At 42.6% G+C, this 21,586-nt stretch carries 15 protein-coding genes; 7 read left to right on the top strand and 8 right to left on the bottom strand.

All coding sequences use genetic code 11. The annotated features are described in order from the left end of the window. The first annotated feature begins 385 nt into the window (after nt 1–385). Nucleotides 386–1,987, top strand: coding sequence for an OmpA family protein (locus JMX75_RS02905; RefSeq protein WP_201530881.1), 1,602 nt, complete (start codon nt 386–388; stop codon nt 1,985–1,987). A gap of 115 nt (nt 1,988–2,102) precedes the next feature. On the opposite strand, the gene nagZ is transcribed toward JMX75_RS02905, so the two are convergent. Then, nucleotides 2,103–3,185: a beta-N-acetylhexosaminidase gene (gene nagZ, locus JMX75_RS02900; protein ID WP_201530879.1), complete on the bottom strand. Its 1,083-nt coding sequence runs from the start codon at nt 3,183–3,185 to the stop codon at nt 2,103–2,105. Nucleotides 3,186–3,667: 482 nt separating this feature from the next. On the opposite strand from nagZ, the gene JMX75_RS02895 reads away from it, so the two are divergent. Beyond that, nucleotides 3,668–5,878, top strand: coding sequence for a carboxy terminal-processing peptidase (locus JMX75_RS02895; RefSeq protein WP_149408881.1), 2,211 nt, complete (start codon nt 3,668–3,670; stop codon nt 5,876–5,878). A 501-nt stretch (nt 5,879–6,379) separates the two neighbouring features. Here the strand turns inward: JMX75_RS02895 and JMX75_RS02890 are convergent. Continuing rightward, the gene (locus JMX75_RS02890; protein ID WP_201530877.1) at nt 6,380–6,865 is read right to left on the bottom strand and encodes an FKBP-type peptidyl-prolyl cis-trans isomerase; all 486 of its coding nucleotides are present in this window, start codon (nt 6,863–6,865) and stop codon (nt 6,380–6,382) included. Between the two features lie 325 nt (nt 6,866–7,190). On the opposite strand from JMX75_RS02890, the gene JMX75_RS02885 reads away from it, so the two are divergent. Then, nucleotides 7,191–9,137 carry a M61 family metallopeptidase gene (locus JMX75_RS02885; protein ID WP_201530875.1) on the top strand — a complete coding sequence of 649 codons (1,947 nt, stop codon included), beginning with the start codon at nt 7,191–7,193 and terminating at the stop codon, nt 9,135–9,137. Between the two features lie 126 nt (nt 9,138–9,263). Here the strand turns inward: JMX75_RS02885 and JMX75_RS02880 are convergent, their stop codons facing one another. Further along, entirely contained in the window at nt 9,264–10,103 is an 840-nt protein-coding gene (locus JMX75_RS02880; RefSeq protein WP_201530874.1) for a DUF305 domain-containing protein, read from the bottom strand. Nucleotides 10,104–10,290: 187 nt separating this feature from the next. After that, on the bottom strand, nt 10,291–10,917 hold the full coding sequence (locus JMX75_RS02875; RefSeq protein WP_020442669.1) for an rRNA large subunit pseudouridine synthase E: 627 nt from the start codon (nt 10,915–10,917) through the stop codon (nt 10,291–10,293). A 216-nt stretch (nt 10,918–11,133) separates the two neighbouring features. Here JMX75_RS02875 and icd point away from each other — a divergent pair, with 216 nt between their 5' ends. Continuing rightward, nucleotides 11,134–12,393 (top strand): NADP-dependent isocitrate dehydrogenase, encoded by a 1,260-nt coding sequence (gene icd, locus JMX75_RS02870; RefSeq protein ID WP_201530872.1) that lies wholly within the window; start codon nt 11,134–11,136, stop codon nt 12,391–12,393. Nucleotides 12,394–12,551: 158 nt separating this feature from the next. Here the strand turns inward: icd and JMX75_RS02865 are convergent, their stop codons facing one another. Beyond that, nucleotides 12,552–14,771 carry an NADP-dependent isocitrate dehydrogenase gene (locus JMX75_RS02865; protein ID WP_201530870.1) on the bottom strand — a complete coding sequence of 740 codons (2,220 nt, stop codon included), beginning with the start codon at nt 14,769–14,771 and terminating at the stop codon, nt 12,552–12,554. A 646-nt stretch (nt 14,772–15,417) separates the two neighbouring features. Between JMX75_RS02865 and JMX75_RS02860 the strand changes: the two genes are divergently transcribed. From JMX75_RS02860 to glyA, 3 genes are all read left to right on the top strand, one after another. Next, nucleotides 15,418–16,755 carry a GNAT family N-acetyltransferase gene (locus JMX75_RS02860; RefSeq protein ID WP_201530868.1) on the top strand — a complete coding sequence of 446 codons (1,338 nt, stop codon included), beginning with the start codon at nt 15,418–15,420 and terminating at the stop codon, nt 16,753–16,755. Nucleotides 16,756–16,807: 52 nt separating this feature from the next. Continuing rightward, complete coding sequence (locus JMX75_RS02855; protein ID WP_201530866.1) at nt 16,808–17,314, top strand: chorismate--pyruvate lyase family protein; 507 nt, start codon at nt 16,808–16,810, stop codon at nt 17,312–17,314. Nucleotides 17,315–17,712: 398 nt separating this feature from the next. Then, a complete protein-coding gene (gene glyA, locus JMX75_RS02850) occupies nt 17,713–18,969 on the top strand; it encodes a serine hydroxymethyltransferase (protein ID WP_011512688.1) in 1,257 nt (418 codons plus the stop codon). 102 nt (nt 18,970–19,071) lie between these two features. Here the strand turns inward: glyA and gltS are convergent, their stop codons facing one another. The 3 genes from gltS to JMX75_RS02835 all read right to left on the bottom strand — a co-directional run bounded on the left by gltS (nt 19,072) and on the right by JMX75_RS02835 (nt 21,572). Then, entirely contained in the window at nt 19,072–20,346 is a 1,275-nt protein-coding gene (gltS, locus tag JMX75_RS02845) for a sodium/glutamate symporter (protein WP_011512689.1), read from the bottom strand. Nucleotides 20,347–20,434: 88 nt separating this feature from the next. Then, the gene (locus tag JMX75_RS02840) at nt 20,435–20,809 is read right to left on the bottom strand and encodes a barstar family protein (protein WP_201530864.1); all 375 of its coding nucleotides are present in this window, start codon (nt 20,807–20,809) and stop codon (nt 20,435–20,437) included. A 1-nt stretch (nt 20,810) separates the two neighbouring features. Continuing rightward, nucleotides 20,811–21,572 (bottom strand): ribonuclease domain-containing protein, encoded by a 762-nt coding sequence (locus JMX75_RS02835; RefSeq protein WP_201530862.1) that lies wholly within the window; start codon nt 21,570–21,572, stop codon nt 20,811–20,813. Between the last annotated feature and the right edge of the window lie 14 nt (nt 21,573–21,586).

The raw sequence follows: 21,586 nt of genomic DNA, 5'->3' as shown, positions 1-21,586 counted from the left end.
CACTTTTTTGTTTCCACTAATAAGCAGTTTTTTAGGCAATATTTGATTGGCACTGTTCTAATAGTGAAATTTAACGTTGAGCTGAATATAGATTGGCAATTTTTACTTTATAGGCATCATAGTTACGAGTAACAACTGAAATATTACTTATTGTAGCATTTGCACAACAGCGCGTTGATTGTGAACGCCTTCTTAATACTTTTATAATGACGAAAGCTGAATCTGGTCATTGCCCACTTTATAGCGTGGCTAGGTGTTATTTCAGACGATTAAATTTTAGATTACTACTGTTATAGATTAGCACTGACATAACGCGCTTTTTTTTGAGCGCGTAAACGATATAAAACAAGTCACATAAAATAATGATGAATTGAGGAAGGATGCTATGGATATTATCAGTCATTTGACACGGACAGTCAGTCCAGCGGTACTTGGAGACGATCACAATCCTGCCAAGAAAAACTTACTTGAACAGTTCTATGCTATTTTTGCGGCGCGTCTAGCAAACAATCAGACCCATGACCGTTTTGCCAATGAAACGATTGCTCGTGATGATCAAGGTTTTTATGATCGTGTATGGACAGAAGACGCACATCGCGATCAAATCGCTCGCGAGCTTGCCGGTAAGCATAACGTCGATGTTACGGCTGCTCGTGGCTTAATTGCCATGGCAGCCCCGCTTGCTTATCATGAAATCAAAAGTTTTGCAGGTACGACTCCAGTACCGCAATTTTTAAACGAAAATATTGACAGTTATCAGCGTCATATTCCCGTATGGGCAAAGGCTGTATTGCCTGTTGGCGTGATTGCTGCTGCTCCTGTTTCTACTGGTACGCATATATCAGATACTGTGAGCACCGCGCCGCTACAGCGCGAAGCAGAAAAAGATGGCAGCTTTATGAAGGCGCTGCTACCTATTATCGGATTGATTATTTTAGGGGCTTTAGCTTGGGCGCTATTAAGAGGCTGTCAAGATAAGCCTGAGCCGGTCGGCAAGCCTGTTGTGACAGAGCAACAAGCCGCGGATAGTGATGGGCAGGCAGTTGCAGGTGATATTACACCAGCATCCTTGCGTATTGCTACTGGTGAAAATAGTGAGCTATATGCATGCCGTATGGATGTGGGTAATGACACGCTACAGAGCAATGTCATGACTGCGCTGACTGGCGTGTTTGGTGATGCCGCCAATAATTGCCGTGCAGATGTCGATGATAATTTCTCAATAGATATGCCAGCAACTGCGCAGCTCGCGACTATTTTGCCTATTTTCAAAAACGTCCCAAATGCCAGTATGTTGGTTAAAGGCGATACGATTACGGTCAATGCTGCTGATACTGCCGCTTTAACCAAATTGGTATCGGATTTACAAGCTGCTGCGCCAGCGATGACAGTTATTGCTGAAGGTCCACTGAATGAGCAAACTGAGATTGCTGATAGCTTAACAGCGTCTGAGGCGGCAATGGATAACTTGGGTCAGAACCCCGATCCTCGTGATGTCGCTCGCGCCTTAAGTCTACAAGTGGTCAATTTTGAAGTAGATAAAGCGGTGATTCCTGACGCCAATAAAGCGCTATTAGATCGCGCTGTGAAGCTAATGGAGCAAGTGCCCAATATGACACTGATGATTATTGGTCACACTGACAAAACAGCGGATGCTGCTTATAATCTAAAGCTATCAGAAGAGCGTGCGCAGGCTATGAAGGCATATTTGGTCGCGCAAGGTGTTGATCCGAGTAAGCTTATGACCAAAGGTATGGGTGAGACCGATCCTATAGCGGACAATACGACAGACCAAGGTCGTTTCCTTAACCGCCGTATCGAGTTTGTGGTCTATGACGAAACGACTATGGCCAATGATGGCTTAGCGATTAATAGTAATGCGCTTGATCCAGACCTAAATCCATTAGACAGCGACAACGATGATTTAATGCCAGATGCTGATGATGCTAGCCGTGGTACGGCATTGGATCCAGCCGCAACCAATTAAGCGAAGCGTTAAGATACATTGAATTAAACTATAAATCAGAAAAACCGCATCTTAATCAAGGTGCGGTTTTTATTGTGTCTAGCTTGTCATATCAAATTAACTTGATTGCTACCTATTAGATGTAACTGGTTGGGTCTTTTAGCTCAAGATTAGTGGATGCCTTAGAGTCTGATTGAGTAGGAAAAAACGTCTGTGAGATATTCTCTTTTGCTTGTTGCCAATAATCAAACTGCTGACAAGTCGATTCAAGGTCGCCTTGCCAAGCGGGTATCTGTCCACACATGGTTTTGATACGTTTTTGATTGGGATAGGGTAGCTCTTGCGCCGCTTTTGCTGCTTCATGAGCCGCGACACGGTCATTACAGACCAAAGCAATATCACAGCCAGCTTCGATCGCTGCTTTGACGCGCGCACTGACATCACCCGCAGCTTTTGCCCCTGCCATAGACAAGTCATCAGAAAACAACACCCCGTCAAAATTTAGCTGCTCACGAATAATGTCTTTGAGCCAAATCTTAGAAAAACCCGCTGGTTTATTATCTACTTGCGAAAAAATCACATGTGCTGGCATCAAAGCATCAAGCCAAGGCAACGTTTGCGCAAATGGCTGCATATCACTGTTCATAATCTCATCTAAACTACGATCATCGATGGCTTCAGCAACATGCGAGTCGGGGGCTATTGCACCGTGACCAGGGAAATGCTTACCCGTGGTTGCCATGCCAGCGGCTTTCATACCACGCATAAACTGTGCTGCCAAAGCAGTGATAGCTTGCGGCTCATGGTGGAAGCTGCGATCACCGATAACTTGGCTGATACCATCTCTATCGAGCACCGGTGCAAAGCTCAAATCAATGCCCACTGCTAATACTTCTGCCGCCATTAAATAGCCACAATCATATGCACAGTCTAGAGCACGATTGGGGTCTTGGTTAAATAACTCACCAAGTCTTCTCATCGCTGGCAGTGGCGTAAAACCGTTACGCAATCTGGCAACGCGTCCGCCTTCTTGATCGACCCCAATCAGAATGTCAGCGTTGTGACAACGTATGTCGTCACACAGCGCGCGCACTTGGGCGGCATCGGTGACGTTTCTGGCGAATAATATGACCCCACCAACTTGTGCTTGTCTAATTAAGCTGACATCTTCAGCCGTCAGCGCGGTACTATCGATATCAATCATCAAAACGCCATACATTGCGTGATCCTTATGAGGTTATATATTGTTATATGCTACGGTAAACTAAAAAGTCATAAGAAATGACATCTATCATTCATCGCTATCAGGGGCTTATTATGACAGTGATTGCGAGTCTAGCATAATGTATCACGGGAATTCATTTGAAGGCATTTTAATACATTGACCGATATTCGTTAAATGGATACGTCTGGTTTATGTAGTAGGAAACTTGGTATGAGCGCGCGCAGCGTGTAAGATTGTTTATACAGTTTGAGACAGAGCTATATTCATGCCCATGCTAGTATTGAATGGTTTTTTAACGATAAAACCAACATAATCCTTACGCACATATAAGCTTTTAGTGCTAGCGTAACGCATGGTTTAGTGTTAAATATAAGAGAGTAAAAATAGCTGGATTTTATGGACAGCCATTTATAGATATTTTTTGATTTTGCTAAAAACAGAGCATACTTTTCACTTAAAATAATTAGGTAGATATGATGAAAAAACAACCAGCACAGTGGTTACTCAGTGCAGCGTCAGTGGGCATCGCAGGTTTAATTCTTACCCAGAGCTACGGCACCGCAGTAGCTGATACCAATACCGAAGGTTTTAAACAGACGCCTGAGCAACAGGTTACCACGCGCCAAGTAGCGGCATTGCTGGATCGCAGTCATTATCTTAATCAGCCACTGGATACAGCGACTGGTAGTGAGATTTTGTCTATGTATATCGATAGTCTCGATCCAAACCATACGTTGTTTTTGCAATCTGATGTCGATGAGTTTAAGAAAAAGTATGCCGATGAATTTGGTGCGCGTTTAAAGCGTGGTGATTTGTCTGCTGGGGTAGAAGTATTTGAGCGCTATCGTAAACGCTCAAATGAGTATTTTGCCATGGCAAAAAAGATGCTAAAAACGGATATCAATTTGACCAGCAAGGATAACATTGTCCTTGACCGTGAAAAACTCAATCATTTTAAAACCAAAAAAGAGCAGCGCGACTATTGGGCAAGTCAGTTGAAGTTTCAGTTGATGAGTATTACTTTGGGTAAGGAAGACGAAAAAGCAAAAGAAAAAGTCTTTTTAGACAACCCGGATATCACGCGTGGTCAAGATTTGGTCCGTAATGATGAGCGCACGCCAAGTGAGATTTTACTGAATCGCTTATCTCGTCAGCAAGAGCAATTTACCCGTCTCAAAGATGATGAGATTATGGAAACCATTTTAAACACGGCGATGCTGACCTACGATCCTCACAGTAATTATTACGCGCCAATTCAAGCCAATGAGCTGCAAATACAATCTAGCCTACAGTTAGAAGGGATTGGGGTATCTATCCGCCCTGACCGTAAAAACCCAGACTATACGCGTATTGTGACCTTAGTCGATGGCGGTCCGGCAGCTAAATCCGGTCAAATTAAGCCTAACGATTTAATTATTGGTATTGCCAAAGATGGCGAGACTATGACTGATGTGGTCGGCTGGTCAACCCGTGAAATCGTCAGTTTGATTCGTGGTAAACGCGGTACATCGGTGACGATTAAAGTTCGTCAGCCTAATACCCCTGATGCCAGTGCTCGTAATGTGACTGTGGTTCGAGATATTATTGCACAAGAAGAATCAGGCGTCACTCAGCGTGTTGTTGAAGTTCAGCGTCCAAATATCGATAAAACTCCGAAACGTATCGGTGTTCTTGAAATACCAAGTTTTTATTTGAACTACCGAGCCCGCCGTAATGGTGAAGATTATCGTAGTGTCAGTATCGATACCGAAAAAGCATTGAAAGAGTTAAATAAAAAGAATATCGATGGCTTGGTCGTTGATTTGCGCAATAATCCAGGTGGCTCACTAGATGAAGTTGCCAAGATGCTTGGCTTCTTTATTAAGAGTGGTCCGCTAGTACAGATTCGTGATAATCGTGGCAATATTCAAGTCTACCGTGATGATGACGGTGGTGAGCAGCTATATGATGGTAAGGTAGTCGTTTTGACCAATCTTGCATCTGCGTCAGCAAGTGAAATTTTTGCCGCCGCTATTCAGGATTATGGACGTGGCTTGGTAGTCGGTAGTACTACAACAGGCAAAGGCTCAGCGCAAATCCAATTAGACAGCTTGGCGCTTGGTTCTGCGACATTAACGCAGCGTAAATTCTATCGTATCACCGGTGGTAGTACGCAGAATAAAGGCGTGGTCCCTGATATTGAATTGGTCAACATCTATGACGATGCAACCTTTGGCGAGCGCGCACAGAAAAAGGCGCTGCCTTGGGATACAATTAAGACTGCACCGTATAAGCCCGAAGGTAAATTCACGTCGAATACCTTGGCGACTCTTAACCAACAGTCGAAAATCCGCCAACAAAAAAATCCGCAGTTCGTTTATTTATCAACGCTCAATGATATCCGTAATATGGAAGATGAGAAAAAACCAGTTGCGCTCGATATCAATAAACGCCGTGCCAAAATGCAGCTAATAGAAAAACGCTCCCTAGAGGCTGAGAACAAGCGTCAGATTGCAACTGGTGAGCGTCCTTATGCCAACTGGAATACTTATCAAGCGGCAATGGATGCAAAGTTTGAAGAGCGCAGTCAGATGAAGGCTGCTGAGCGCCCAGAGCTACCAGAAGATGAAGCTTTCATTAATGAAGCGGCTTATATTATGCTCAGTGCTGAGCCAACAAAGCTGAGCAGTCCTGAAGAAAAGCTATAAAAATTATTGTAGACTATTATTTATTCAGCTGCCCAAACTTTACGAAAATTGTACGTAAGCATATGCTTACAAGGATTGACGTTTAGACCTCTTACTTAGTATGGGTCAATCTGCGATTATACATCTACGGCACGATTGAACTGAAAGGTTCAGAGGTACTAGGGATTGGTATCTGGAAAGTCGCATAAGGGATAGGTAGTTTGCTGATTAGGGATGATAGGGCTGGATGCCCGACCGTTATAAAATACTTCGGGATTAAGTATTGAATGACAGTAACATGGATGGTTGGTAATAAAAGTCGCATAATGCTAGTCATTATGCGGCTTTGTTACGTCTGGGCTTTGTGATACTTTAAAGGTCTTAATATTAAGTAAGTGCAAATAAAAACCTTTAAATTTGCTCATAAAAAAGGGTCAATAGAAAAATCTACTGACCCTTTGCAACAAAGGATGGGCTTCATCACTCATTGCTTATGCATCTAGCACAATAATCTATAAGATATTAGTGTTCAACGCCACCTGCGCCATGTACATGACCGTGGTTTAGTTCATCTTCAGTAGCAGCACGTACTTCTTGGATTTCAACATCAAAAGTCAAACGCTTGCCAGCTAGTGGATGGTTTGCATCAACAGTCACTTCTTTGTCACTGACGGCAGTAACAGTAACTAGCATCACTTGACCACCAGCTTCTGACTGAAACTGCATACCAGGCTGGATATCTTCAACGCCTTGGAAGTTGTCACGTGGTACATGTTGTACCGCTTGTTCTTGATATTCGCCGTAACCGTCAGCAGGCTCAACAACAGCATTAACTCTTTCGCCAGCAGATTTACCTTCTAGTTGTTGCTCTAGACCTGGGATGATATTACTGTGACCATGCAAATAAGCAAGTGGTTGACCTTCTGGAGATTGGTCAAGGATATTACCTTCGTCGTCTTTTAGCATGTAGTTGAACTTGACGGCAGTGTCTTTTGCGATAGTAGTCATAAATTATCCTAAATATGTTGATATTAAAAATTAAATACGGTTGCAATAAACCTAAAAAAGCCAATCAGCCAGCCAAATAGCCACGTCATCAGTTAATTATCATCAGTTTATTAGGGTAACTTTAGCAGTTAGCCTCTTTAATTGCGATAACTCCCATCACTTTCAAGGTTAAAACAACAAAAAATGCCAATTAATCGTGTAATTGAGCAGAATAATCCATGTTTTTAGCATATTAACCAAATACTGCCTTGCTGGTTTTAGGTTCGCCAGTTGCGTTTTTGAGCAATGACTTCTACCATAGCAGTAATTATAAGGATAAAAAAATATGACTTCACTCTCTCATGCTGCCGATAATCAGCCATCTAATATTAACTACCAATTCGACTTTGAGCGTTTTTTAGAGCATCTGGTTGATGTCACGCTTAGGTTTACAGCAGATACAGACGCGCCAAGCTTATGGCTACCGGCATGGATACCGGGTAGTTATTTGATGCGTGAATTTGCTCGAAATATCACCGCTGTACATTACGAGATATTGGATAAAGAGTTAGCGGATAACCAGATTGCGAATCATAAAGATCCTAAGTGTTATCGCGCGCAAAAAACTGATAAGCACACATGGCAATTGCCACATGCAAAAGCAGGGCAAACGATAAGCGTATATTACGAAGTATATTGTTATGATTTATCGGTGCGCACGGCTTATGTCGATCAGCAGCGCTTGTACGGCAATTTTACCTCACTGGCATTGGCAGTTGCTGGGCAAGAGCAATCACCAATCCAAGTTAGCTTGATGGTACCCGCAGCCTTTTTTATTGATAAAAATAAAGAGCAAGTATTACTGGCGTGTGGACTTAAAGCTACATACTTACAAAGCGATGAGCAAAATTTATATAGTTTACAAGCGGACAGCTATCACGAACTGATTGATTATCCGTTTGAGATTGGGATACAAGAGAAATTTGATTTTATCATTCAAGATAATCAGCATCAGACGCTGAGCCATCAATTTTTCCTCGCAGGTAAGCATAATGCCAATATGGGACGATTGCAGCAAGACCTAACTCGGATCTGCCAGACGTATCTCAATTGGTTGGGTGACGCGCCATTTAATGATTATACTTTTATGACTTATGCTAGTGGGCAAGATTATGGCGGCTTGGAGCACATCAATTCGACCAGTTTGATTACCCCACGCCGTGATTTACCTCGTATCAATGAACCAACAATGCCAAGTAGTGATTATCAGCGATTTTTAGGCTTGTGTAGTCATGAGTATTTTCATGCGTGGTGGGTCAAGACAGTTCGTCCCGATGTGATGCTAGATGTGGATTTACGCCGCGAAGCTTTTACACCTTTGCTATGGGTATTTGAAGGCTTTACTTCCTATATCGACGATTTTATGCTGCAAGCCTCAGGAGTGATTGATAAGGCAAGCTATCTAAAGTTATTGGCAGAACAAATTAATCGCTATCACCAAACGCCGGGTCGCGCACAGCAAAGTGTGGCAGAATCGAGCTTTGATGCGTGGATTAAGCTGTATCGCAACGATGAAAATACTGGCAATGCGGGTATCAGTTACTACAATAAAGGAGCTTTAGTGGCGTTATGTCTGGATTTAACGCTACTAGAAAAGAGCGCGGGACGTTATCGTTTATTTGATGTGGTCAAAGCTTTTTATGAACAAGCGAAGCAAAATGACAAAAAGCGCGTCGGGATCAGTAGTGCCGATATGGGGACTATTATTGGGCAGTTTATGCCATTAGCGGATTGGGAAGATTTTGAGCGCTGCTATGTTAATGGCGTTGAAGAGTTGCCTCTGAAATCGTTGTTAGCCGCTAACGGTATTCAGTTACATAGCAATACCAAAGAGACCGCTGATAAACATGTACCGTGGGGCATGAGATGTACTGAAACGCCAATAGGACTCAAGGTCAGTAAGGTAGCGCGAGCGAGCGCCGCGGCAAAAGCTGGACTCTCAGCACATGATGTTATTATCGCAATTGATGGTATCAAAGCAGATAACAAACAACTAGCACTATTCAATGATGCATCACACGACATTGAATGCCATTTGTTTCGCCGTGATGAGCTGATGACGGTTAAGGTTGTACCGAAAATCGATACAGATGAGAGTGATGGTTTAGATAAAGTCTTTCCACATAGTATTAGCTTGCGTTTAGCAAAGGCTAATACAGATGATGAAAATAAGATAAATGAATTAAAAACAGAAAGTGCTTGGTTAGATGTGATGAAGGGTGCCGAGTCATAGTGATTTGGCTATCACACGTAGTTGAGTGCTCTACAAAGATAGTGGCTACTATAAAATTAGTAACTATTAAAAAGCCCATACTAAACAATGATGCTTAGTATGGGCTTTATGTTATACGCTTAAAATTTAAGCATTAGGTTTTGTGGTTTTGGCAACCTCTACGGCTTCTTTCTGGTTTGCAGAAGTATCTTGATCGGTAGCATTGCTTGCATCTTTTTCTGCATTAACTAACGTTTTTGCAATCCACTCTTGTAACCATATAATTTCAGGCTGCTGGGCATCAATGATGTCTTGTGCCAATTTACGCATTTCCTTATCAGTACCATATTGGAGCTGTACCATTGCCATATCTACCGCGCCGCGATGATGAGGCAGCATACCACGTGCAAATGCCATGTCTGGTATAGGGTTTGCAATGTCAGTCATCATGTCGTCATGCATGGCTTGCATGCCTGCCGTATAAGCTTGTTGCATTGCTTGGGTATTGGGCTTGGGCTTGGGCGCATCAGGGTGGCTAGCAAGCCATTTATTTATAATATCAATCTCAAGCTGCTGTGAGTCAATGATGTCTTGTGCAAGTTGACGCATCGTCTCATCATTACCGTATTTAAGCTCAATCTTTGCCATATCTACTGCACCATGATGATGCCCAAGCATACTTTTTGCAAAGGCTGTATCAGGATCATTATAAGCCATACCTACCATCATCTCATTATGCATATCAGTCATAGACTTCGTATAGTCTTTAAATATGTCCGTCATTGGCATCTCATCTGGCGTAGTATCAGCAGTCATCATATCGTGAGCATCCATATCTTCATGGCTGTCAACTTGCTCTGCTACGACCGGTGCATCGTCTTGCACTGCATTCACCTCAACATCATCTGATGCTGGCTGGCAAGCACTTATTAATAGCGCAGCAGACACGCCAGTAGCAAACAAGGCCAAACGATGAAAAGCAGTCATGACATATCCTTACCATAAATTGAACAAGAGGCTTAGCGAAAAAGTATACGAATCATATAGAGCACATAGCTAAATGTTAACAGATAAATCTTACTCTTTCGAGACGCTATGTTTAAGATGTCGTAATATAGTGAGCTTAAATAAAAAAAGCTATCTTAAGTACAACTTTACTTAGGTATTATTATAGCTAACCTATGACGCCAAGTTTTCGGCATTGCTCACTATTTAAATGAATGCGTACAAACTCACCAACGCCCAACTCTCCAAGCTCAAATCCTGCCACTGACCAGCGTATCAAGCGTAAGCAAGGCAGCCCTACATGCGCAGTCATACGCCTCACTTGGCGATTTTTGCCTTCATAAATAGTCAGCATCAACCATGACGTTGGGATATTTTTACGCTCACGAATAGGCGGATCGCGCTCCCATAATGTAATCGGCAAGTCGGCTTCATCGACAAGTACTGCAGAGGCAGGCAATGTCTTACCGTCTTTCAAGACCACGCCTGACGCCAGCGCCTTTAATTGGACAGCAGTGACCATGCCTTCTACTTGCACCAAATAAGTCTTACCTTGTTTTTGTTTGTTTTGCGCAAAACCTTTTGTAGATGGTGGCTGCGTAATGGCTTTATTGATACGTCCATCACTGGTCAAAATCAGCAGCCCCTCTGAGGTAGCATCAAGCCGACCAGCGATACGGAGTGACTTGTCCGTGAAATATTCTGATAGAGTAGTATGGTCATTATTGCTGTCATCACGGAATTGACTTTGTACTCCGTAAGGCTTATTAAACAAAATCAGGCTAGAGCTGGACATAAAATAGCGTTTCCCAAAAATAAAATGGCGGATAGCAGGACATATACTATAAGAATTAATATACGAGTAAAGCCTAAAGGTAGAGGCGTGTTTTACCTTAAGTTTATCGTATTGTACAAACATTTATAATGCTGTCATCACCATGATAAAACAGCTAGCATAACAGAATGCCAAGGACGCTTAAAACACATAATACCTATCAAGGAGTATCACCTCATGTCATATAACAAGGTTATCGTACCAATAAACGGCGAAAAAATAACCGTAAATGCTGATTTATCCTTCAATATTCCAAATCATCCGATCATTCCCTTTATCGAAGGCGATGGCATCGGCGTTGATATCACACCTGTCATGATTGAAGTGATTGATGCGGCAGTTGAAAAAGCTTATAAAGGCAAAAAGTCCATCGTTTGGATGGAGACCTATTGCGGTGAAAAAGCGTCTAAAATTTATGACGGCGAATTTATGCCAGAAGAGACGCTTGATGTGTTGCGTGATTATGTCATCAGTATAAAAGGTCCGCTGACCACGCCAGTTGGCGGTGGTATGCGCTCGCTGAACGTGGCAATGCGACAAGAGCTTGATTTGTACGTTTGTCAGCGTCCTGTACGTTGGTTCGAAGGCGTTCCAAGTCCTGTCCAACATCCTGAGTTGACTGATATGATTATTTTCCGCGAAAACTCAGAAGATATCTATGCCGGTATCGAGTGGAAAGCAGGCAGTGAGGATGCCAAAAAAGTCATTAAGTTTTTAAAAGAAGAGATGGGCGTGACACAGATTCGCTTTTCAGAAGATTGTGGCATTGGTATCAAGCCAGTATCAAAAGAGGGCTCACAGCGTTTGATTTGTAAAGCCATTCAGCACGCCATCGACAATGACTTGCCCAGTGTGACGCTTGTGCATAAAGGCAATATCATGAAATTCACCGAAGGCGCTTTTAAAGAGTGGGGATATGAGCTTGCCGCTGAGCGCTTTGATGCTCAATTGTTAGATGGTGGTCCTTGGATGACGATGACAAATCCTAAGACTGGCAATAAGATTGTGATTAAAGATGTGATTGCTGATGCGTTTTTGCAGCAAATCCTGATGCGTTCTGCTGACTACTCAGTGATTGCGACATTGAACCTAAATGGTGACTACATCTCTGATGCACTAGCCGCGCAAGTCGGTGGTATCGGTATCGCTCCCGGTGCCAATAAGGGCGGCGCTATTGCTGTATATGAGGCGACGCATGGTACAGCGCCAAAGTACGCCGGACAAAACAAAGTCAATCCAGGTTCGCTTATTTTATCAGCTGAGATGATGCTACGTGATATGGGCTGGACAGAGGCCGCTGACTTGGTCATAGAAGGTATCCAAGGTGCTATCAAAAACAAAACCGTGACTTATGATTTTGAACGCTTGATGCCGGATGCCACCTTACTAAGTACCTCTGAGTTTGGCAAAGCCATCATCAAACATATGAATGCTTAAGAAAATGATATCCTTTACATAATTTCCTATAAATAGTATCTGACATGAAAAGCTCTCATTAATAACAGACAAAAAAACACCCCAAAATCTAAGATATTTGGGGTGTTTTGTTTACGCCAATGTCACTTCTATAAATTAACTTTTATAAGATGAGTTAATTATAATGATGCAATTGCGTTATTGAACAAAGTGCTTGGACGCATTGCTTGCTCAACCAATGCCTCATCTGCTAAGTAATAGCCTTTGAGATCCATAGGCTTACCTTGAGCATCATTCAGCTCTTTGATGATAGCCGCTTCATTACTCTCAAGATTTTGCGCAAGTGGCGCAAACTGTGCTGCAAGCTCGCCGTCTTGCTCTTGAGCGGCAAGCTCTTGTGCCCAATACATCGCAAGATAGAAGTGACTGCCACGGTTGTCAAGCTCACCAGTCTTGCGTGATGGAGACTTGTCATTTAATAACAGCTTTTCAGTTGCTCTATCTAAGGTGTCAGCCAGTATTTGGGCTTTAGCATTGCCATCATTCTGTGCCAAATGCTCTAGCGATACAGCTAATGCCAAGAACTCGCCCAGTGAATCCCAACGTAAGTGGTTTTCTTCAAACAATTGTTGTACATGCTTTGGTGCTGAACCACCAGCGCCAGTTTCAAACAAACCGCCGCCCTTCATAAGAGGTACGACTGATAACATCTTAGCACTGGTGCCCAATTCTAAAATTGGGAATAAGTCAGTGAGATAGTCACGCAAGATATTACCAGTAGCAGAAATCGTATCAAGACCACGAGCAACGCGCTCTAAGGTATAACGCATGGCACGAACTTGTGACATGGTTTTGATATGTAGACCGCTCGTATCATGATCTTTTAGATACATGTTGACTTTTTTGATCAGCTCGTTTTCGTGTGGACGATATGGGTCCAACCAAAAGATAACCGGCGTATTAGATTCGCGTGCGCGGCGTACCGCAAGTTTTACCCAATCTTGGATAGGCTCATCTTTGACCTGACACATGCGCCAGATATCGCCCTTCTCAACACGCTGCTCAAGCAAAATCTCGTTTGTTTCTTCGTCAACAATACGAGCTATACCATCATCGCTCGCTTCAAAAGTCTTGTCATGCGAGCCATATTCTTCCGCTTTTTGTGCCATTAAACCGACGTTAGGTACCGTGCCCATAGTCGTTGGGTCGAAGTTACCATGCCATTTACAGAAATTGATCATTTCTTGATAAATGCGAGCAAAGGTAGATTCTGGCATGACAGCTTTACAATCATAGGGCTTGCCATCAGCACCCCACATTTTACCGCCATTACGAATCATAGCAGGCATAGAAGCATCGACAATCACATCACTTGGTGAATGGAAGTTGGTAATACTTTTTGAGGAATCAACCATCGCCAAACGTGGGCGATGTACTTGGCAGGCATGTAAATCGCGCTCAATCTCTTCACGCGTTGATGCGGGTAGTGTTGAGATTTTGTCGTATAGGTCTGCCATACCGTTATTAACGTTGATGCCTAATTCATCAAAAAAAGCGCCGTGCTTTTGGAAAGCATCTTTATAATAGGTTTTAACCGCATGACCAAAGACGATAGGATGCGATACTTTCATCATCGTGGCTTTTACGTGCAATGAGAATAAAATACCCGCTTCACGGCAGTCTTCCATTTCACGCTCATAGAACTCAAGCAGTGCTTTTTTGCTCATGAACATAAGGTCGATAACTTCTTTATCAAGCAAAGCGATGCCTGTTTTGAAGACATTCACAGTACCATCGTCAGCTAAACGTTCCATGCGCACGGTACGGGCTTTATCTAAAGTGATAGATTGCTCACCTGCATAAAAGTCGCCACTGTGCATATGCGATACATGAGTTTGTGACCATTGCTTCCATTCACCCATCGAATGTGGATGCTTACGCGCGTAGTTTTTGACCGCTTTGGGTGCACGACGATCTGAGTTACCTTCACGCAGTACAGGGTTCACCGAGCTGCCTAGGCTTTTGCCGTAACGCTGACGAATGGCTATCTCTTCATCCGTTTGTGGATCTTCTGGAAAATCAGGAATGGCGTAGCCTTTGCCTTGTAGCTCTTTAATCGCCGCTTTTAGCTGCTGAACAGAGGCACTGATATTTGGCAGTTTGATGATGTTGGTGTTTGGATCTTGTGTCAGACGACCCAGCTCAGCTAAGTTGTCAGGAACGCGTTGCTCTTCACTTAAAAATTCAGGGAATTCAGCCAGTACACGGGCAGCAACTGAGATATCAGTCGTATCCACTTCAATGCCTGCTGTTTTAGTGAATGCTTTGACAATAGGTAAGAATGATACGGTGGCAAGCGCTGGCGCTTCGTCGGTTTTTGTATAAATAATTTTTGACATTGTAGTAGAGTATTCCTTTATGTTGTCAGTAATGAAGTGAGTAAGGCTTGGATATTATTTAATACCTTTATACAGCCTTCATACCATAATGGGCGATGGCGCTAAATTAAGTACATCGCGTGTCACTTTTGCAATCATACAAAAATATATTGAAACGGTTCGACGCATTCAAATAGTTTTGAGACCGCTTGTTGACCTTATTTTGCAAAAATATCTTTTGGAAGCTGCTTTAACCTTTATGAAAAGCTTACCGTCAAAAGAGGGGTTGAACGATTGGGTAACACTGCCTGATGATACATGACAGTCGATATATTATAGTTCATCCACTATAAATCCGATATGATGTCAATCTCGTATGTTGAACTAAGTATACTATTTCGCTCATATCTCATCTATATGAATTATATTAAGCTAATAATACCCTTATTCTATCAGTCATCAAGATGGATATCATCTTTTCCATGTAATTTGCCTGTTTTTAATAGTAATTTTTATCACCTATGGCAGCAAATTTTTGTTTCTATAAAAATAGCACTGCACCGCTTTTAAACGCTAATGACAGTTTTGCAAATCGTGACAGCAAAAAAATGGCAATTTGCTAGGCTATAACATCAAGAAAAGTTATCAAAAAAATAGTGTACTGATTATGACCTTACAATATGCGTTACTCAACGATACCAGTTGGCAAAGCCTAAGCGAGTGGCAAACGCCAGACACCCCTTTTATGTCATTTGCCTTTTGGCAAGCGCTTAGTGACACTGGCGCGATTGGCGAGGAAGCTGGCTGGTTACCTATTTATATATTGGTGCACCGTGTAGATGCCGATGACGATTTTGTAGTACAGAAAAATTTGTCTTCTGTAGAAGCTTCTATAAAGGTGAAGCAGCCGGTTGCCGTGATGCCCGTATTTATCAAAGGTCATCACCAAGGGGAATTTGTATTTGACCATTCATGGGCGCAAGCTTATGCGCAGTATGGTCTCGACTATTATCCGCGTTTGGTAACGAGCGCCCCTTATACGCCTATTACTGGGCAGCGTTTATGGGTGGCAGCAGGTGAGACGCTCGATGCTGACATTATAAAGACCGCCATTGCCGGGGTGGATGATATTGCGCAGCAAGTAGATGCTTCTGGCTGGCATGGGCTATTTGTCACACCTGAGATGGCTGCTATCGCTAACGCATCGCTGCCGACTGATATTGATATAGAAATGGCGCTTAAAAACCAAGCAAATGGTGTAACGGCAAAACCGATTGAGCTACCGATACTTGAGCGTCAAGGTTGCCAATTTTTATGGCAAAATAAAAATCTAACTCAAAATAATCAGCTGTTTACAGATTTTGAAGCATTTTTGACCACGCTCAAAGCCAAAAAACGCAAAACCATTCGGGCTGAGCGGCGAAAAGTCGCTGAGCAAGGTATTACGTGCCAGCGAAAATGCGGTGATGACATTACCGAGTCCGACTGGAAGACTTTTTATCATTGCTATGTAATGACTTATGCGGTACGTGGGCAGCAGCCTTATTTGACCATGGATTTTTTTAAAGCATTAGCGCAACATATGGCTGAGCATTTAATGCTCGCACAAGCACTTGATGCCAACGGTGAGATTATCGCGAGCAGTCTGTTTTTATATGATAAGCCTGACAATAAAACGGCAACTTTGTACGGTCGTTATTGGGGAGCGCTTGGTGAGTATGATAGCTTGCATTTTGAGCTGTGCTATTATCAAGGTATTGAGTTTGCGATCGAGCAAGGTTTGCACTATTTCGACCCAGGAACGCAAGGCGAGCATAAGCTGATTCGTGGCTTTATTCCAACAGCTACCCACTCACTGCACCGTATTTATGATGCACGTTTTGTGCCAGCGATTGCTGATTTTTGCCGCAAAGATCGGCTACAGATGTCGCAATATCGAGAGCAGGCATTTGAAGCTTTGCCGTTTAATATTGATAATATGCCAATGTTCCATAACAATGAATAACCTTATCTTTTAACCATCTTCTACTTAATAAAGTACACATTAGCCGTAAACTATGACCTTTCATCTTTCTTGCGCAACCAATTCATCACCTCCAACTGAGCTATTACCTTGGTTAAATACCGAAGGCTCTCTTACTGCCTTGCTAGAGGTAAAAGCTGGGCGGCCATTACTCGTAGAACGCAGATTTGAGGGCTATCGGTTATTGTCTTTAGCACAAAAAAAACAATTGGGTATCAAAGGGGCAGCGCTTAGTCATCCACGGCTGGCGTGGGTCCGTGAGGTATATTTATACGGGAATGACGAGTTACCATGGGTACAGGCGCAAAGCCTGTTTCCGTTATCAAGTCTAAAAGGCAGTGCCAGACGTCTACAGCAACTAAAAAGCACACCCATAGGTTATGTATTGTTTAATCGCAGTCGCACCTTGCCCAATCAGCGCTGTATCAAATATACGGCAGATGGCTGGCAACGGCAGACGCTTTATGATTGGCACGGTCGTTCTTTACTCATTAGTGAGACCTTTTTGCCACGGTTCTGTGAAAAACAATTGGATATTTAAGTACTTTATCAGAAAATTAAAACAACCAATTAATTAGCCAACTATTTTCCACTTTATTATTCAGATAAGTTTTTAGTGAATAAATTTTAATGAATTTACTGCTTCTATTTAGATGATATATTGATAAGTTACTGAAAAAAATAGATTTAAATATAGAGAATTTTGCCCTGTCGTCTACTAAAAATAAGCTGATATTTTTTTGCGCTCGCAACATAAAGTTTCATGTTACACTTAAACTTTAGCGAGAATATCGATGCAAAAGAGTATCGAATTTATCCTTAAAACTGCAAGCTAATGATAAGCTCATGCCTTTTGCTTGCCTATTTCAAACTTCTTTTGCTACTCGCTTCTTTCAACGACCGTTATTACTAATAAACGTCACCACTTAGGACTTTACTATGTTTAAAGATATCTCTATCAAAGATTTTGATCCAGTACTTGCTGAAGCGATGGCCGCAGAAAGCGTTCGTCAAGAAAACCATATCGAATTGATCGCGTCTGAAAACTACTGCTCACAAGCAGTGATGGAAGCGCAGGGTACTGATTTGACCAACAAATACGCTGAAGGCTATCCTGGTAAGCGTTATTACGGTGGTTGTGAGCATGTTGACGTCGTTGAGCAACTAGCTATCGACCGTGCAAAAGAATTGTTTGGTGCAGAATATGTGAATGTACAGCCACACTCTGGTAGCCAAGCAAACTCTGCTGTCTTTTTAGCATTGCTTGAAGCCAATGATACTGTACTTGGCATGAGTTTAGATGCTGGTGGTCACTTAACGCATGGCGCACATATCAATTTCTCAGGTCTAAACTACAATGCAGTACAGTATGGTTTGGTTGAAGGCACTGGTCTTATCGATTATGACCAAGTTGAGAGCTTGGCAAAAGAGCATAAGCCTAAAATGATCATCGCTGGTTTTTCAGCGTATTCACAAGTAGTTGATTGGGCGCGTTTCCGTGAAATCGCTGACGAAGTAGGCGCTTACTTACTAGTCGATATGGCTCACGTTGCCGGTCTTATCGCTGGCGGTGTTTACCCAAGCCCAGTACCGTTTGCTGATGTAGTGACCACGACTACGCACAAAACCTTACGTGGCCCACGTTCAGGTATGATTTTGGCGCGTGATGAAGTACTTGCTAAAAAGCTCAATTCTGCCGTATTCCCAGGCAACCAAGGTGGCCCGTTGATGCATGTCATCGCGGCAAAAGCAGTTTGCTTTAAAGAAGCCTTAGAAGAGAACTTCAAAACCTATCAGCAGCAAGTGGTTAAAAACGCTCAAGCCATGGCAAAAGTCATTCAAGATCGCGGCTATGAAATTATCTCTGGTGGCACTGAAAACCATCTGATGCTTATCAGCTTAGTTAAGCAAGAGATGACTGGTAAAGAAGCGGATAAATGGTTGGGTGACGCACACATTACGGTCAACAAAAACGCCGTACCAAACGATCCAAAATCTCCGTTTGTGACTTCTGGTATCCGTATTGGTACACCAGCGATTACCACTCGCGGCTTCAACGAAGCACAAGCAGGTGATTTGGCAGGTTGGATTTGTGATGTTCTTGACAGCCGTGGCGATGAAGCAGTGACTGCTGAAGTCCGTGGCAAAGTAGAAGCGATCTGTAAAGAGCTTCCTGTCTATGCTAAAAACCAGTAATTTCTAATTAATTGGTTTTATAAGTCAGAAATAAAAAAACCGCTTAGCTTTGGCTAGGCGGTTTTTTTGTGAGTATATAAAACAGTTTTTTAATTTATCAAATCACATAAACGGCAATTTGGTAAATATCTGCAGGATAGTGGCGTTAACGATATCAACGAAGAATGCACCAACCATAGGTACAATCAAAAATGCCTTATGTGATGGTAGGTAACGATCGGTGACCGCCTGCATATTGGCAATCGCTGTAGGAGTTGCACCCATACCGAAACCACAGTGTCCTGCTGACAAGACAGCTGCATCATAGTCTTTTCCCATGAGTTTGAAGGTCACAAAGTAAGCATAGCCAATCATTAGAACAGTTTGTGACAATAAGATGATCAATACCGGACCTGCCAAATCTGTCAATTGCCACAGCTTTAATGACAATAAAGCCATCGCTAAGAAAAGACTCAAAGAAGCGTTACCGATGACGTCAATCGCACGGTCAAACATATCAAAATTGAATACCATGGTTAAGGTATTACGCAAAATCACACCACCTGCTAATGCCCATACGAAGGTCGGTAACTCAAACCATGTATCCTGCGCTACCAAAGTCATGAGATCAGCGAACGCCAGTGCTGCGGCAAACAGTGCCAATGATTCAATGGTAGACGATGCTGTAATCAGACGGATATTATCCGGCTTTTCAAACATCTCCTTATTGCTATGAACTTCCTCTTCGCTATGCTTGGTGCTATAGAGCGACTGCTCACTTGCCAGTTTTTCAACATCACTTGGGTTTGGATTGTCTGCTGTAGGCTTGAGACCAAGCTTTTTAATCAAGCGACGGGCAACAGGACCACCGATAATACCACCTGCTACTAAACCATAAGTGGCAACTGCGATACCCAGCGTCGTCGCGCCAACCACACCATACTGCTCCTCTAAAGTAATGCCCCAAGCACCAGCAGTACCATGACCACCAGTCAAAGCGATTGAACCGGTCACCAAGCCAAGCAAAGGATCAAGCCCAAGTGCGCTTGCCATTGCAACACCAAGGATGTCTTGCAAAATGATAAAAACAGACACGATAATGGTGAAAATCAGCAAGGGTGAGCCACCTGCTTTTAACCGACCAAAATCAGCGCTAAGCCCGATAGAGGCAAAAAACATCAGCATAGTCGCTGTTTGCAGTCCTTGATGGAAATTAAAGCTATAGCCCCAAACAATATTAAGAATATAAACGACAATCGCTGCGACCAAACCGCCTGCGACTGGTTCTGGAATATTGAAATCTTCTAAAAACTTAATTCTTTTGACTAAGAAGCGTCCAAGCAAAAGTACTAATGTGGCTAATATCAGGGTGTAATAGCCGTTTAGGGTGATTTCCATATGTTAATCCTTTCTATAAATATAAATTAACCTGAATTCGGGATAAATCTGTTTTTATCTCGAATTTAGATTCTTCTCTTACTGGCGACTAAGACAAATCATCAGACGCCACGACAATCCACAGCTGTGGTTTGCCAAATTCTTTAAAAGCATCTTCTATAATACTTTTGAAGACATTAAAATCTTCGGTGTTAATATTTTTAACCGCTGTTAAATCAAGTACCAAATGCTCGATATCACTGTCTGTTAAGCAGTCCCACGCTGCATCCCAGTTATGACCAAACCAACTTGGGAAATCGCAGGCTTTCGCTAAGCTACTTAAGAGTGTTTCTTTATCTAATCGCTCTTCTATAGGTATAGCGATTGCTTGTTCAGGAATAGTAGCAGACGTTCTGCTGCTTTTACCTTTAACAAGGTTTTGATCAATGCTGCTTTGATTTACATAGTAAATAGCTTGAGTCATGTTATTTCACCTCCAGTTTTTGAAAGCTGTCATAATGATCAAGGGTTAAATAATAAATGGTTGGTGGGTGACCACCAGTGACAATACGTCGTGCGCCGCGATGCGAAACGGCAGGTGTGGGTACAGTATATTCGCGATAGTAGCCTTGCGACTGCGCCGGTAACTTACCTTCGCGATTATAGAAAGTGGTTCCGTCTTTGTTAGGATAAGGGAAGGGTCCACCTTGCTTGATAAGCACAAGCGTCTGATCTATTTGCGCATCACCAGTGATAGCTGCTGCATTTGAATTACTGGCAGTTTCAATATGATTTTGCGATAGAGTAGTAGATGGGGCGCTATCGGCAAAAAAACTGGATTTCAAATCAGTAAAGAAATAGACCGCAACAGCGATAATGGCAATCAAACTGAATAGGGTAGAGAAGCTGCTTTTCTTATTTTGGCTGCTACGATTATTTTTGCTAATGTGGTTTTGATTGTTTTTCTGATTAACATTATCTGAGCTGCGATGCATTGAATTTGCCACTGAATTGGATGCTGGCGTCTCTAAAATACTCAATTCATCCGATGTGACTTCGGTGGCGCGCAATTGATTTTTGTCATTGCGCTCACTATTAAAATAAACCCGCTGCCCATTGCTGATAGGCTGCGCCATTCGCACGGATGTTATGTGAAAAAACACATCTTCACTCTGATTGTCGACATCGATAAAGCCATAGCCTTTATCAGAATTCCAATGCTTAATTTTGCCACTTTGCATGGGCATCCTCGTCCTATCGA

The sequence above is a fragment of the Psychrobacter sp. LFX-11D genome (genome assembly GCF_904846475.1).
Taxonomy (GTDB): Bacteria; Pseudomonadota; Gammaproteobacteria; order Pseudomonadales; family Moraxellaceae; genus Psychrobacter; species Psychrobacter cryohalolentis.
This window is presented reverse-complemented; position numbering and strand designations above follow the sequence as displayed.

What these genes read in the sequence shown, in the direction of transcription:
- JMX75_RS02890 (WP_201530877.1), bottom strand. Translation starts at nt 6,865, where the DNA reads ATGACTACTATCGCAAAAGACACTGCCGTCAAGTTCAACTACATGCTA.
- JMX75_RS02855 (WP_201530866.1), top strand. Translation starts at nt 16,808, where the DNA reads ATGACCTTTCATCTTTCTTGCGCAACCAATTCATCACCTCCAACTGAG.
- JMX75_RS02905 (WP_201530881.1), top strand. Translation starts at nt 386, where the DNA reads ATGGATATTATCAGTCATTTGACACGGACAGTCAGTCCAGCGGTACTT.
- glyA (WP_011512688.1), top strand. Translation starts at nt 17,713, where the DNA reads ATGTTTAAAGATATCTCTATCAAAGATTTTGATCCAGTACTTGCTGAA.
- gltS (WP_011512689.1), bottom strand. Translation starts at nt 20,346, where the DNA reads ATGGAAATCACCCTAAACGGCTATTACACCCTGATATTAGCCACATTA.
- JMX75_RS02895 (WP_149408881.1), top strand. Translation starts at nt 3,668, where the DNA reads ATGAAAAAACAACCAGCACAGTGGTTACTCAGTGCAGCGTCAGTGGGC.
- JMX75_RS02880 (WP_201530874.1), bottom strand. Translation starts at nt 10,103, where the DNA reads ATGACTGCTTTTCATCGTTTGGCCTTGTTTGCTACTGGCGTGTCTGCT.
- JMX75_RS02860 (WP_201530868.1), top strand. Translation starts at nt 15,418, where the DNA reads ATGACCTTACAATATGCGTTACTCAACGATACCAGTTGGCAAAGCCTA.
- nagZ (WP_201530879.1), bottom strand. Translation starts at nt 3,185, where the DNA reads ATGTATGGCGTTTTGATGATTGATATCGATAGTACCGCGCTGACGGCT.
- JMX75_RS02835 (WP_201530862.1), bottom strand. Translation starts at nt 21,572, where the DNA reads ATGCCCATGCAAAGTGGCAAAATTAAGCATTGGAATTCTGATAAAGGC.
- JMX75_RS02885 (WP_201530875.1), top strand. Translation starts at nt 7,191, where the DNA reads ATGACTTCACTCTCTCATGCTGCCGATAATCAGCCATCTAATATTAAC.
- JMX75_RS02875 (WP_020442669.1), bottom strand. Translation starts at nt 10,917, where the DNA reads ATGTCCAGCTCTAGCCTGATTTTGTTTAATAAGCCTTACGGAGTACAA.
- icd (WP_201530872.1), top strand. Translation starts at nt 11,134, where the DNA reads ATGTCATATAACAAGGTTATCGTACCAATAAACGGCGAAAAAATAACC.
- JMX75_RS02865 (WP_201530870.1), bottom strand. Translation starts at nt 14,771, where the DNA reads ATGTCAAAAATTATTTATACAAAAACCGACGAAGCGCCAGCGCTTGCC.
- JMX75_RS02840 (WP_201530864.1), bottom strand. Translation starts at nt 20,809, where the DNA reads ATGACTCAAGCTATTTACTATGTAAATCAAAGCAGCATTGATCAAAAC.